Source organism: Spirochaetota bacterium (assembly GCA_026414805.1).
Taxonomy (GTDB): Bacteria; Spirochaetota; UBA4802; order UBA4802; family UB4802; genus UBA4802.
This window is the reverse complement of sequence record JAOAIH010000031.1, coordinates 1-14,550: the sequence shown is the minus strand read 5'-3', so window position 1 is coordinate 14,550 and position 14,550 is coordinate 1. Positions and strand designations below refer to the sequence as shown.

The window sequence follows — 14,550 nt, the reverse complement described above, 5'->3', positions numbered from 1 at the left end:
CTTTACTCCTCCGTACGTATTTGTGCACCAAGGCTTTGCATCAGCTCAACAAAATTTGGGAAAGTAACCCCAACAGACTCAGCAGTATCTATTACAGTGGTGCCCATTGCAGCAAGGCCTGCCACAGCCAATGACATCACTACCCTATGGTCATAGTGGCCATTGACAAGTGTTCCCCTCAAAGTGCTTTTGCGTATTACAAGCCCGTCGGGCAATTCTTCAATATTAGCACCCATTTTTGTAAGCTCAGCACACATCACCGCAATACGGTCAGTTTCCTTAACGCGTGCCTGCGGAACATTTACAAGTCGCGTCTCACCTTCTGCAAAACATGCACACACTGAAAGTGCCGGAAGTGCATCAGGCATGGCATTGAGGTCAAATGTTCCGCCTTTTAATGGCTTCCCGGTAATGGCGATAGCATCTTTAAAAATTTCAACCTCTGCACCCATTGCTCGCAATATATTTACCACTTCTTTGTCGCCCTGTGTGTCATTAAAATCAAGACCCTTGAGCACCACCGTGCTTTGCGTAATTGCTGCTGCAACCATGAAAAATGTTGCAGAAGAAAAATCTGCTGGGATATATTGTGTAAAAGGCTTGTAGACCTGGCCGCCACGTACAATAAACTGATCATATCCTTTATTGCTGTATTCAATTCCCAATTTATCCAGCCACCACAACGTCATGCCCACATACGGAGCCTCGTTGAGCAGCGGCACATCAATGATTGTGTTGTATGCAGCCATTGGTGTAGCTATAAGCAAAGATGATAGATACTGCGATGTAATGGCTTTCAGCTGCACATGCCCTCCGTTGATAGGGCCCTGCACCACTACCGGCGGTTTGCCATTACCCCGGGTTGAAACTGCATATCCTCCCAATTCATTGATAGCATGGAGTAAATCCCCAGCAGGACGATTTCTAATTTGATGATCACCGGTAAACACTGTTATACCATTTACTAGCGATGCAACGCCAATGCCAAAGTACAGCGAAGTACCTGAATTACCCACATCAATGACATCATCAGGAACATGTGGCCTGCCGCATCCAGTTACTATCCATTTATCGGCATGTTCTTGTACAGTTGCGCCAAATTGCCGTATCATCCCAAGACATGAGCGCGTATCACTTGAATCAAGCGGTTGTAAAATAGTTGAAGTACCATCAGCAAGCAACGCACATACCAGTGCCCGGATAGTATGCGATTTTGAACCGGGAATGACAGCTTCACCATGTAAATTAGATGGGGTTACATTAAAACGCATTGTTCCACACTTTTTTCATTGTTTTGATTTTTTAAATGACACTTCCCTTATACTCCTGCTTTGTCCATGACCAGAAGTATCAATTAATGGTGAACAAAATGTTCTCAGGAATAATTACAGATTTTTGTAAGTGTTCATTGAATCAATTACTTTTATTTTTTGTCAATATATTTTAATGAATATTTCTGTATTATTTCATCCCTCTCCTCTTGTGGCAACGACTTCATATACATTTTCCAGCCTGGGCACCAGTTAATATGCCATCGCCATATCCTTCCCACTAGGGAACGTGGATTTTGATCATATTTGGACCTGAATGGGCATTGTGCACATCTAACTGCTGTTGATGCTGTCATGGTGTTCCTCCTATAACATTACAATCATAAACTCACACAGTATGAAGAAATTATGCACAGCGTCCCTACTGTATGCATTGATTGCTACAATACTATTTTTTTGTTGAATATATTGCAATAATAATTATATAAACCCCGGTGGTAGCTGGTCAATACCAAGTAACGCCGTACATGGGGCAGAAATACTTTAAGATTCAGTGGCAATTGAAGTGTTTTCACCCTTGAGGGAAGATTATATCCCATAGCCAATTCTAATGCTTCTTTAGCATAGGATGCACAATATTTCACGAAAAATACTTGTCTGTTATGGTATTTCCGCTACTACTTTGATCAATATACCGATAATTATAATCAAAGTACAAATATGATGCTACAGGATAGTATAAGTGCAATAGGCGGCATAGGCATTCTTCTCTTAGGAATTGTCCTTATGTCGGAAGCAATACAGAAATTAGCTGGCCCCCGATTCAGGAAAATCCTGTCAAACCTCACCGGTGGCAAGCTCAAGGCTCTGTTTACGGGCATATTTGTCACAACCATTATTCAGGCATCCAGCGCAACAGCTATTGCCACAATAGGTTTTGTAAGCGCAGGTCTTATCACCATTCATCAGGCATTAGCAGTTATCTTTGGAGCTAACGTGGGAACAACTGCAACTGCCTGGCTGGTAACTTTTTTTGGAATCCAGTACAGCATTGGTCAGTTTTCCCTGCTATTTGTTGCGTGTGGTGTCATATTAAAAATTCTATATACCGACCACCGCTCAGACATTGGTTCGCTTTTAGCTGGGTTTGGGCTTCTTTTCTTTGGCATTACTATCATGCGTCAGGGACTTGCGCAACTGCCCAGCACAATCAATTTTTCAATTATTGCCGGTCAATCATTTGCTGATATGCTGATTCTGTTTATAATAGGTTTTACGTTAACAATTTTAATGCAATCATCAAGCGCTGCTGTTGTACTTGCACTGGTGGCGCTTCACAGTCAAACAATCACCCTCTTTCAAGCGCAGACACTTGTTATAGGTATGAATGCAGGTAAATCTGTGCCAATACTTGTTGCTGCCATAGGAGCAACACCTGACACAAAGCGCATCATCGTTGCCGATGTCATTTTTAACTCAGCAACTGCACTACTACTGTTTATTATGCTGCCACAGCTATCGCCCGTATTATCATCTTTATTTCATTATATGGGGGCGATAGCTCCTGAAATTCAGCTTTCAGTATTCCATACACTCTTTAACGTAATTGGCGTGTTTCTATTTACCCCTGCCATCACACCGCTAGTGCGATTTTTGAAAACATTATTTGCCGACACAACGCTGCACCTCACTCAGCATCTTGACGATGCTATAGCAAAAACACCTGCCATAGCAGTAGAAACAGCACGCCGTAGCGTGGTGGAAATTGCTCTTTACATAATTGCAATACTTAAGGATCTTTTGCACAAAAATGGCAGCGACCTGCCTCGCAGACTTAAAACCGCTATGGTTGCACTTGAAGAAACAAAGCACTTTATGAGCAAGGTAAAAACTCCACCCCAACAGAAGCAACTCTATGATGAACATATTTCGGTTCTTCATGCTATTGATCACTTAAGCAGTATAATTGAAGCATGTCAGGAAGCAGACACAATTGCTCTTCTAAAAGACAGTAACAATTTTGTTGATATGAAATGGAATTTTAATAACGAATTAAATGAATCCGAAAAAGCTCTGCGATCACAGAGTTCCATAGACAGCGTAGAAAAAATCCAGGAGCTTTCGCAATACCTTGCAAATGCACGAAAATTAGAGCGAGTTGAAGTGCTGAGAAAAACAGCATCAGGGATTTTAGACTCGCATACGGCACTAGATTACATCGAAGCCATCAGGTTCATTGACAGGTTAGGATACCATATATGGCGTGTGGTACGCCACTGTATTGCACCAGGAGACAGCAATTTTTGAAAACGGTATACCTGTTCAATAGTAACATACATGACCATAACCACAACATGTTTTACAATGTTAGCTGCACCATGGGCGTACTGTGGCTGACAAACTAAAATTCAATGTTTGGAGATAAACTATGGAATACACCATTTTCATCTTATTTTTTATTGTGATACTGCTGTTATTCATTACATTTAAACTTTTCTTCACCCAAAGCAATTCAAATAATGAGTTATCACTCCAATTATTGGATTTAAAAAATCAACTTACTGAGATAAAAACTAAACAGATTGAAGCTCATTCCATAGCAATTGAAAATCAACAAAAACATTTAACACAACTTATTGCAACGGTTAATGAAATACTTACCTCAACACAAAAAAACATAACCGAACAGCTTCACCATACCGGTTCTGTCATCAATACTATCCATACAAAGCTTGGATCATTAGAACAAACTGTGCAGCACATACAGGAAATTGGCAAAGATATCGCTTCATTACAGGATATCCTTGCAGCTCCTAAACTACGCGGCAACCTTGGCGAATACTTGCTTGAAGAATTGCTTAAACAAATTTTGCCAGCTAAAAATTTTCAGATGCAATATTCATTTAAAAATGGTACAACGGTAGATGCAATTATCCGGCTTGGAGAACATCTTATACCTGTTGATTCAAAATTCCCATTAGAAAGCTTTCAAAGAATAATTGAAGCAAAACTTGACACTGATAAAACCAAATTTAAAAAGCAATTTATTCAAACTGTGAAACAACGCATTGATGAAATAAGCAAAAAATACATCAATCCCAACGAAGGGACATATGATTTTGCTTTAATGTACATCCCTGCGGAAAACGTATTTTATGAAACCATTGTCAATGATACTGTCAGTAATAAAGAATATGAAATTTTCAACTATGCATTGGAGCATCGAGTAATCCCTGTTTCGCCAAATAGCTTTTATGCATACCTTATGGCTATTGCCTACGGTTTAAAGGGGTTACAAATAGAACAGAAGGCAAAAGAAATACTACAACATTTAGCAACAATACAAAATCAATTGCGATTATTTGAAACTGAATACTCAAAAACAGGTAGGCATATACGAAATGCACTCTCAAGCTATGAAAGTAGCCAGCGACTTGTTGACAGAATAAACGAAAAAATTGCAAATATTACTGGAGAATCTGTTGAACTGCTCCCTGAGGTTGAAAATGACTAAAAGGGGTTGAATATACTTGTATCACATTATATTTAACAATTACACACCTTACCCATACAGTAATAAGACAAGAATAGTACTTATATCAAATATTTTGAAATAAAAAAGGCTTACATAGTATTTCTATGTAAGCCTTTACAAAACTTTGTTTCATGTATTATAGATCTTTAAAACATAGATCAAGATGATCATTAGAAATCTTCTTTGTGAATAATGACACTATTATCGTTACACATAGCGACGTAGGAAATGAAATGAACATAGGATCTACCATTGTCCAGGGTGATGAAAGCAACGTGGGTTTACCAAAGAGAGCCTGACAAAGCCCAATAGCCATTGCTTCTTTTTCCAACACAAATACCAGCCAAAAGAACGCAACAGTAAACCCTGACACCATACCGGCAACAACGCCAGCTTTGGTAATTCGTTTCAAATATAATGCACTAATATAAGCCGGTAAAAAAGTCCCTGCACATAACCCAAAGAATATTGATGTACCCCGGGCAATGATGGCTTCGCCTTTTGAATATATGACAGGCAGAAAATATCCCAAAATCAGGCTCATCAGTATTGTTATACCAATACCCATTTTATTAATAAACACGCTTCGCTCTTCAGCGGTCTTTTTGTCCTTAACTATCTGCATATAGAAGTCACGTCCTATAGCAGTACCCATTGCATGGAATTGCGAACTCAACGTTGACATAGCTGCAGCAAGTAAAGTGAGCATAAACAATACTGAAAACCATCCTGGCATAGCCTGTTTTACAAATTGAGGAATTATATTTTCAACAACACCACCTGCAGCAACTATCGACAACGAACCTTTTGTTGTTTCCTTATGAGGCACGTCCTTGTGCAGGTCAATCTCGCTGCCTACCTGTATATCCTTAAATTGCGCTTTAAACTTATCTATATTCTTTTCATCTATTTTTACAATTTTTTTGCCAGGACATATTTCAAGAATTGCACCACTGATTTCACAGTATTTGATTCCTTTCTCATTTTTTGTAAACCATACATTGGAAAGAGCCCCAGAAGTAAATGCTACGCCGGTCATAAGAAGGATAAAAATACCGCCAATAGCAACAGCACGGTTGAGTTCACGGTTACTTTTAACAGTCATGAACCGCACTACAAGCTGTGGCTGTGCCAGCACTCCAATACCAACACCCATAATGATAGTTGATACCAGTGTCCACCATAGGTCAGAACCCAATGCAGGCATTGATGTCCAGCCCATATGACCCTTTGCAGCCAGTGGTGGTGGAGGTACAAGTTTTGTAAGTTCGGTATGGCCTTTGATAATTCCACCAACATCATAATAGGTAAATATAATAAGAGCAAGCATACCTATAGCCATAATGCTGCCCTGAAAGGCATCAGTATACATTACCCCTTTTAATCCGCCCATAATTACATAGACTGCCACAATTAAAGTAAAGAAAAGCAGTGCAGTGGTATAATCTATTGCAAACTGCTGTTCAATATATTTTGCTGCTCCTATCAAAACAACTGCTGCATATAAAGGCATGAAAATAAAAATGATAATCCCGGCAAACTTCTGAACAAAGGGCGACTGAAACCGCCTGCCCAGAAATTCAGGGAAGGTATGTGCATCTAAATGATATCCCATACGACGAGTACGCTTGCCAAATAATATAAACGCAATAAATATACCAACAAATATATTCAAGAATGTAAGGTATAAAAGTCCCATTCCAAATACACCGGCAGCACCTCCAAATCCTACTATAGCAGAGGTACTGATAAAGGTGGCACCATACGATAGTGCCATGATAAATGGATGCACCTTCCTGCCTGCAACTAAATAATCAGATGCACCTTTGGTATGGCGATACCCTAAGTATCCTAAAAATGCAACAATTGCTAAATATACAAATACCCAAAAAATAGTCATAGCTCACCTCACCTATTATAATGATTTCTCTATTTCAGCTTCTTCCTCGGCCCACCGTTTGGCTTCATCAGTATACGGCTCCTCATCATCATTCCATTTTACAAAACCATACACTGCACAAAGAATAGCGCTGGCAATACACAACAGGTAAGCCATAAATACCCATACATCACCTAACCCCAGCATGGAAACCTCCTTCACATATTTCAGATTTATAAATTACATAAAAAGTGTAATTCTACCGATATCAGGGGAATTATAAAAAAAGTGGATGTTATTATAGTATATTAACAGTATATGTCAAGTGTTTATTAGTATCAGACTACTATTTTTATAATTTTATTTAGTATATAATAATTAGTATATTTCAAATCTTCAACAGATACTTCAAAAAGCGCTTCTGAATTTCAATATTTCTTTCAAACATGTCTCCTCCATACGGGTCAAAGTGGCCGCATGGTAATACATGGAAATCAACATTTTTTATCTTTTTAGCTGTTTTTTCCACAGCTTTAATTGGAATAAGCGAATCATTTTTAGCCCCTATAATACAAACAGGGCAGGAAATTCTATCAACAGATGAAATTGGCCTATAAAATGGAAGCGTGAGACAAACCCGCGCAGGACACCAGTTCTCATCACGAGCCTCAGGCGGCACCAGTTTCATATACCCTTCATAACATTCGGGTGTATTCATAGCTGCAAATGAATCAGGTGTTGCAACCATTGGTATGGTAACCGGAGGTGCCCCTACAAGTGCCATCACCATATCAAGCATCCCATACCATATACCCCAGAATATATTCTTAAGTGGCAAATTAAATGCAGTTGCCAATCCATCAACAAAAGGCACTTGAGCTATCGCTCCTGCTATTGTGGTATCCTGTGATGCAACTGTCAGAACATGCCCCCCACTGTAGGAAGTGCCCCATAAAAATATTTTAGAAGTATCAATACTGGGAATTGTTCTGGCATATGCAATTGCTGAATGATAATCTTCAATATGATGCACATGATATACAAGTCTTTGAATTTCACCCTCACTTTTACCAAAACCACGATAATCAAACATAACTACCGCACACCCCATCCGTGCAAACGCATCAGCAAAAGGGTGCAACCCCCAATCCATAAGAGCACCAAAACCGTGAGCCATTACTATCACGGGAACTTTTGCGCTTGCATCAGGAAGATACAGTCGTGCATCCAGAGAATATTGTTTGCTGTCAAAATGACTGGGAACTATCTGGTACATTTTTTATCTCCTATTCTGTTAAGTCTTTGTAGTCTAAATAATACCCTACCAAAGCCACCTGTAATTGTAACAGTGTAAGCTTCTCCATTGCAATACTATTTTCTGTATTAATTAAATATTGCAAATCAAGCCGTGCTTGTTCATATTTCTTCCGCTCTGTCTGTCGCTGAGATAGCAAAGCCTGTAAATTTTTATTATGAGTCACTATTAGTTCTTTATACCCACTCAATTGCTGTAATATTGAACGCAATGATTTATAGTAACTATTCCGAGTACTTGAAAGGTTATATTCAAGCTCTTTAAGCGATAGCTCATATTCAGTAAGCTTTGCCTGTGCATTGTGATTTCCCAGCGGATAACTGAATTCAACCCCAACTGAATAATCGGTATCAGGCAACGTACTCAATGCTTCACGCTGTCTGTCATTGTAGTTTTTACGTGTTGCCGACAGTATCAGGTTCATCTGAGGTAGTGTGCTGTTATCAGCTACATCTATTGAATATTGCATCATATCAATATTTTTTTTCACAATAAGGAATGAGCGGGTCTTCTCAAACTGTACCTCATCATAGTGGGCAGAAAGTATAATGTCAAACATATTCTTTAAATCCTGTGCATCAGGAGCTATTGTGTTGCTGAAATAGAGCGATAGTTCATCACAAATTGATTTATAGGTTATTTCATATTGTTTATACTGAGCCTGATAGCTTAAAAGCGAGGACAGTGCCCGCTGGACATCATCATTTTCCGCAAGGCCAGCCTTTGCTTTCCGTTGCACGGAATCCACCAGTTCCTGTGCATTGGCAATACTCTCCTTCATAATTGCAAGCGCTTGTGAATATAAAATCCAGTTAAAATAAATCTTTTTATAATAATTCAATACCGATTTATCATCCTCCAACTGCTGAAGCTTCTGAATCTCAAGTTTCATTGCTGCATTATTCTTTTCATACCGGTCAATGATACCAAATGCATTTTGTAAAAGCGGTTGTGTGATAGTTGCGGTAATTGAAGGCCTGTATTCATCAACGGAATACGCCTGGGGTGGTATTGTCAGATTGCCTTTTATGGACGAAGCATTATACTCAAGTCCCAGCGACAGACGTGTACCGGTAGACGACACAGTCTGTTCTATACCTGTATATCCATAATATGACTGTTTATAATCCGGTTCAAATAAGCTTTTACCAGTAGTATATTGTTTTTGCCGTGCATATTGCCCTTTTGCAATCAGGTTGGTGTCATCTACACTTTTTGCCTTTTCAACTTCATTATACGCTTTATTGAGCTTAAGTGCATTAATCTTGATTTGGGGCAATTTTTGTGTAATAACCTCCAAAAACTGCTCGTATGAAATTACATAAATGATTTCCTCTGCAGCTACCTTGTGGATTGCTTGTGCTGCAACAATTACCAGCATAGTACACAATAAATGTAATAGCTTTTTTGGGAGTATGGTAGTTTTATTATTCATCACTGCTTTCTTCATCATCGTCCTCTGAAAATTCATAATATAGCGGTCCCACAGTTAATGAATACTTCCCGGTATCCTCATTATACCCTTCATATGACCCACTTGTTACAGATTTTAATTCAACACTGTCTTTCCACAGTGAAATGGTAACCGAAGCCATTTCATTTTCCTTGTATGCATAAACTTTTATTGTTTTTATAGAGTTTCCTTCAACAGCAAGCCCTTTCTCATAGTAATAGTGCGTATTACCATACTCATTAGTAAAATCTTCTTTTCCCTCAAAGGAGTCTTCATATTTCCCATTTATATAATAATATCCATAAAAATTGGCATAATATGAATCAACAATAAGATAGTACTGATACTCAACTTCTGAATTACAAGATAGCAAGATAATAGTTATAAGAAAATAGGGGAATATTCTGAAATTATAGATATCTTTTCCCAGTACTTTACTATGATCGTAATTTATATGCATAGCATCCTCCCCAATGTCAGGGCAATTAGTTAATCATAGCTGCACAAAATATCAATTGAAGTAATATAACTTGCCATTATTAGGTACATTGCCACCTACCTTTACTTTTTTTATAACACATATCATATTCAATTTCACCATCCTTTAAATGAATTTCCCTGTCAGCTAAATGAGCATATTCATCATCGTGAGTGATTAAAATAACGGTAGTGCCGTTTTTTTTATTTATCTCACGGAATATGTTCATCACTATCTCGCTGTTGATTGAATCTAAATTGCCGGTAGGCTCATCGGCAAAGATAATATCCGGGTTCATGATGAGCGAGCGGGCAACAGCAACCCTCTGGCGCTCCCCACCAGACATCTGTGACGGCAATTTGTCCTTACAATGAGCTATCGCAAAATACTCTAAAAGATAAAGGGCATACTCCCTTTTTTTAGTATGCAGATTTTTCTTCTTTGCAGGCAGCAGAATATTTTCAAGCCCTGTTAACTCAGACACAAGGTAATGAAACTGAAACACAAAGCCCATTTTAGTGTTTCTAAAATCATGTAAATCCTCTTCAGGCAAACTGTGGATATTACTCCCTAAAACAAACACATTGCCGCTATCAATCACATCCAGGCCACTCAACGAATAAAACAACGTGGACTTACCCGAACCTGATTTTCCGGTAATAGCCACAAACTCACCCTTGTTAATGGCAAGGTTTATTGATTTCAGTGCAGTGAAATCACCAAACTTTTTTACCACATTATGTGCTTCAATAGCCAGCATTACTCAGTTCTCCGTATAATTTCAATAGGCGATAGGCGGCCGGCATTCTTTGCCGGCAAAAAGCTTGCCAGAAGTGATGATGAAACCACCAGCATAAATCCCCACACATAGATTGCCACATCCCACGCCACCATCATGGGCCTACCCGGTAATTTTATTGTTTCAATGTAACTGCAGGCAGCATAGCCAATAATAAGCCCAATAATTCCACCGGCTACACTGATAAGTGCACCTTGTAGTAAAAATAGCAGTACTGTATCACCACTTGTATACCCAATAGAACGCAGGATTGCAATCTCACGCTGTTTTTGATGCACCATCATGTTCAACACATTATATATGCCAAACGACACCACCAGAATAAATGTGAACATTGTTATCTGGCGAATAAGCGACTGCTGCTTTGTCATGCTTAAAAAATTGACATTGACCTGATCCCAGCTTTCAACCTTATCAAAGCTGTATTGTGATAATTCCTGCGCATATTGGGCAGCTCTGTTGGCATCGGTTGTTTTTACTACTATTTTTGTGATTTTACCGGGGCTTTCCAGAATATTCTGTACAGTAGTAATGGATCCAAGGACCAGCGATTCATCATTACGCCTATCTCCCGAGGAATAAATCCCTACAACTTTAACAGGATAGACATTACCATTGGGATTAATGATATTAATGGTATCATTAACTTTTGCACCTAAGAACTTCAAAAGCTCTACACCCGCAATGACCATGTTGTTGCCACTGGATAGCATCTGCAATTTCCCTTCAATGATATCCTCTGCAATATTGGTTACATTAGGCTCATTTAATGGATCAATTCCTCGCAGCGTAACTGACCGCGAGAATGATCCCCGCCTACAGGTAGTTGTTGCTTCTATACGCCGTGTGCTTGCAATAACGTAGGGAAGCGTTTCCAAGCGTTTTTGCCAGTACCACGCACTCTGCAGATAATCATGCGACCGTTTACCCGAAGGCTCTGTTATCCACCAGATATACTTACCTTTAAAGAAAACTCCTTCAAGAGATTCAGGTGTAATGTAATCCTCCCGGCTTCGTATGGTTATGTGACCATTATTTTCTATAAGGCGCTCTTTTAAAAAATTCTGAAAGCCGGTCTGTATTGACGTAAACACTATGTACCCGCCACACCCAAACGCCACGCCAATAAGCATGAGCAATGACTGCAATTTACGGGAAAAAATGTATTTTAAAGCCAGATCAAACATAGCCTCTACCTTACAATAATGCTGTCGCTGGCCTTCACATCACCTTCAAGCACTTCAGCCAAGCCATCTTTATAGTTGCGCGTTGTTACTTCCACCTTTCTTTTTTTTCCATTTCTTACCACATACAGCATGTTGTTCTTTACAGCACTCTGAGGTACAAGCAGTGCGTTTTCCTTTTCTCTCACCACTATTGCCACATCACAGGTCATATAGGGAAGAACCCCAGCAGGAAATGTATCAACATCAACTGTCACCACAAATTCCCCGTCTGACGGGTAAATGCGGCTCACATAGCCGGTAATGTCAATACCGCGTAAATTCTCAAAACTAACTTTTGCTTTTTGTTTTTTCTTTATACGTATAATGGATTCCTGATCAAGCGAAAGGCGTACATACATATGACTGGAATCAACTATTGTCATAATGGAACTCTGGGCAGTAATTATCTCATTTTCTTTACTATTAAGTTTGGCGATAGTTCCTGTAAATGGTGCCCGCAGTAGAATACCGCCATCAAGCTGCACTAGAGGGTTGCCTGCACTCACTGTGTCACCCTCCCACACAAAGAGACGTTCAATTTTTGTATTCATCCCTACACGAAGGTTATATTCTTTGTACGGAGTGACAATACCCAGTGCATACACTGCTTCCACAACCGGAGCAACTTTTGGCTTTACAGTTTTGCCATTGCCAGAACAAATTAGCATGCCGCCCAGCACAATAAGAAGCACTAAAATTACTATAAAAATATATTGTCGTTTCGTCATTGCACCCCTCTTCTTAATCACTACATGCATCAACATTTTTACTACAAACTATAGAATTCTCACTTTTTAAGTGTAGTAACTGGTATTTTTCAACATCATACTGAAAGCACTGAAAACGTCATGACACCAGGCTATTAACGCAACCCTTCTTTACCTTAATTATGTTGTTGTGCATACAAAACCTTTGGTTTTACACAAACGATACAGTCACAAATAATTTCTACTCTTCTTTACTTTAGACCACAGTTATTGCCGTAACGTTCCAAATTATAAATAATGATTGATAAATCACAAGTATGTAAATACAATTTTTCAAAATATACAATCGTATCAATGGGGGGCATTATGACATTGTATCAGCGATTAACACTTGCTGCGGGCATACTGCTGATAATTTCAGGCTGTACACATCTCACCCAATTAATAGTCTATGAGCATCATGGGCACGTTATTGCTGCCTCATTATTTGGCCTTGCGTATCTTTTAATTGGAATACTGCTGGTTATTGAAAAACAGTGGGCACTATGGATTGCAGCACTACTGCCTTTGATTGGTGGAATCCTGGGAATACTTCGATTTATATTAATGCATGCAAATCCGTTCAGCTTTTTTCATGTGTTGCTGGATATTGTTATTGTGCCATTTTGTCTATATGTTCTTATAAGAAAAAGAGAGTGGAAGCGATAGTAAATATAAAAAAAATTGCCCAAGGCCGGACTTGAACCGGCACGGACTTGGAAGTCCAAGGGATTTTAAGTCCCTTGTGTCTACCTGTTCCACCACTTGGGCAATAGGCGCCGAGCGGATTCGAACCGCTGAATAAAGGTTTTGCAGACCTCTCCCTTAGCCACTTGGGTACGGCGCCGTTTATTTCATTACATAATATACACATTCACCTATAGAAATTCAGCTTTTTATTGTCAATAGAAAATTTTTTGCTTTTTTATGGCATACAGTTATTTTTACATAATTCTTGATTCTATGAGCTATCGCCCAACATGTATATTTTTTTAAAAACATACAATACAAATGCTGGTAAATGCAGTATTAACATATTACATATAACGTCTATATAAATAAAAATAAAATAAATTTTATATACTTAAAATATTAAATTAATCCATGATTTTTAATAATAAATATTGACAATTTAATTTGATATTTCATCATTGGATTACGTTGTGTATTTATTTAGAAGTATGCAAATTTTTATTTAATTATTACATCTCAGTAGGAGGTTCTTATGGTTAGAAGAATCGAAAAGGCAGCCGTCATAGGCTCCGGTATCATGGGTGGTGGTATCGCGGCTCTATTGGCTGACGCAGGTGTGGAAACTCTCCTCTTCGACATCGTTCCATTTAACTTAACTGACGAAGAGAAGAAGGATCCAAAAGCACGGTACCGCATTGTTCAGGCTGGTTTTGATAACATGATGAAGGCTAAACCAGCTCTTATTATGGATAAGAGCAATGCATCGCGAATCACTCTTTGCAATCTTGAAGATGATTTTGACAAGTTAAAAGACTGTGATTTGATTGTGGAAGTTGTTGTTGAAAATCTTAAGATTAAACAGGATTTATTCGAAAAGATTGATAAGATTCGCAAGCCAACTGCTGTTGTAACATCTAATACTTCAGGATTGCCCTTGAAAGAAATGTCAAAGAACTGCAGCGATGCATTCAAAGAACATTTCATGGGAACCCACTTCTTTAACCCTGTTCGCTACATGCACCTTTTAGAGCTCATCCCTGGTGAAAAGACTAAGAAGGAAGTGCTTGATTTCATCGCAGAATTTGGCGAAAAACGCCTTGGTAAAGGTATTGTATGGGCAAAGGATACTCCAAACTTTATTGGTAACCGTATAGG

The 14,550-nt window shown here is 38.8% G+C and carries 14 protein-coding genes and 2 tRNA genes; 4 read left to right on the top strand and 12 right to left on the bottom strand.

Annotated elements, in window-relative coordinates:
• Positions 1–2: 2 nt before the first annotated feature.
• Entirely contained in the window at positions 3–1,271 is a 1,269-nt protein-coding gene (gene aroA / locus N3F66_07905; protein ID MCX8124072.1) for a 3-phosphoshikimate 1-carboxyvinyltransferase, read from the bottom strand.
• Between the two features lie 152 nt (positions 1,272–1,423).
• Positions 1,424–1,627 (bottom strand): hypothetical protein, encoded by a 204-nt coding sequence (locus tag N3F66_07900; protein MCX8124071.1) that lies wholly within the window; start codon positions 1,625–1,627, stop codon positions 1,424–1,426.
• 364 nt (positions 1,628–1,991) lie between these two features.
• Here N3F66_07900 and N3F66_07895 point away from each other — a divergent pair, with 364 nt between their 5' ends.
• Together N3F66_07895 and N3F66_07890 are read left to right on the top strand one after the other, a co-directional pair.
• On the top strand, positions 1,992–3,578 hold the full coding sequence (locus tag N3F66_07895; protein MCX8124070.1) for a Na/Pi symporter: 1,587 nt from the start codon (positions 1,992–1,994) through the stop codon (positions 3,576–3,578).
• Between the two features lie 121 nt (positions 3,579–3,699).
• Positions 3,700–4,785 (top strand): DNA recombination protein RmuC, encoded by a 1,086-nt coding sequence (locus tag N3F66_07890; protein MCX8124069.1) that lies wholly within the window; start codon positions 3,700–3,702, stop codon positions 4,783–4,785.
• Between the two features lie 157 nt (positions 4,786–4,942).
• Here N3F66_07890 and N3F66_07885 read toward each other — a convergent pair whose 3' ends face one another.
• From N3F66_07885 to N3F66_07850, 8 genes are all read right to left on the bottom strand, one after another.
• Positions 4,943–6,706: a sodium:solute symporter family protein gene (locus N3F66_07885; GenBank protein MCX8124068.1), complete on the bottom strand. Its 1,764-nt coding sequence runs from the start codon at positions 6,704–6,706 to the stop codon at positions 4,943–4,945.
• Between the two features lie 15 nt (positions 6,707–6,721).
• Positions 6,722–6,892 (bottom strand): hypothetical protein, encoded by a 171-nt coding sequence (locus N3F66_07880; GenBank protein ID MCX8124067.1) that lies wholly within the window; start codon positions 6,890–6,892, stop codon positions 6,722–6,724.
• A gap of 181 nt (positions 6,893–7,073) precedes the next feature.
• Entirely contained in the window at positions 7,074–7,961 is an 888-nt protein-coding gene (locus N3F66_07875; GenBank protein MCX8124066.1) for an alpha/beta fold hydrolase, read from the bottom strand.
• Positions 7,962–7,971: 10 nt separating this feature from the next.
• Positions 7,972–9,450 (bottom strand): TolC family protein, encoded by a 1,479-nt coding sequence (locus N3F66_07870; GenBank protein ID MCX8124065.1) that lies wholly within the window; start codon positions 9,448–9,450, stop codon positions 7,972–7,974.
• Positions 9,428–9,913, bottom strand: coding sequence for a hypothetical protein (locus N3F66_07865; protein MCX8124064.1), 486 nt, complete (start codon positions 9,911–9,913; stop codon positions 9,428–9,430). Before N3F66_07865 ends, N3F66_07870 begins: the two co-directional genes overlap by 23 nt.
• Positions 9,914–9,992: 79 nt before the next feature.
• Entirely contained in the window at positions 9,993–10,691 is a 699-nt protein-coding gene (locus tag N3F66_07860) for an ABC transporter ATP-binding protein (protein ID MCX8124063.1), read from the bottom strand.
• Complete coding sequence (locus N3F66_07855) at positions 10,691–11,917, bottom strand: ABC transporter permease (GenBank protein ID MCX8124062.1); 1,227 nt, start codon at positions 11,915–11,917, stop codon at positions 10,691–10,693. Before N3F66_07855 ends, N3F66_07860 begins: the two co-directional genes overlap by 1 nt.
• A 5-nt stretch (positions 11,918–11,922) precedes the next feature.
• Positions 11,923–12,684 carry an HlyD family efflux transporter periplasmic adaptor subunit gene (locus N3F66_07850; protein ID MCX8124061.1) on the bottom strand — a complete coding sequence of 254 codons (762 nt, stop codon included), beginning with the start codon at positions 12,682–12,684 and terminating at the stop codon, positions 11,923–11,925.
• Between the two features lie 345 nt (positions 12,685–13,029).
• On the opposite strand from N3F66_07850, the gene N3F66_07845 reads away from it, so the two are divergent.
• Entirely contained in the window at positions 13,030–13,371 is a 342-nt protein-coding gene (locus tag N3F66_07845) for a hypothetical protein (GenBank protein MCX8124060.1), read from the top strand.
• A 16-nt stretch (positions 13,372–13,387) separates the two neighbouring features.
• Here N3F66_07845 and N3F66_07840 read toward each other — a convergent pair.
• A tRNA-Leu gene (locus N3F66_07840) sits at positions 13,388–13,473 on the bottom strand.
• A gap of 3 nt (positions 13,474–13,476) precedes the next feature.
• Positions 13,477–13,549: transfer RNA gene (locus tag N3F66_07835), tRNA-Cys, on the bottom strand.
• Between the two features lie 378 nt (positions 13,550–13,927).
• On the opposite strand from N3F66_07835, the gene N3F66_07830 reads away from it, so the two are divergent.
• A partial coding sequence (locus N3F66_07830) for a 3-hydroxyacyl-CoA dehydrogenase family protein (protein ID MCX8124059.1) occupies positions 13,928–14,550 on the top strand: 623 nt, incomplete at its 3' end.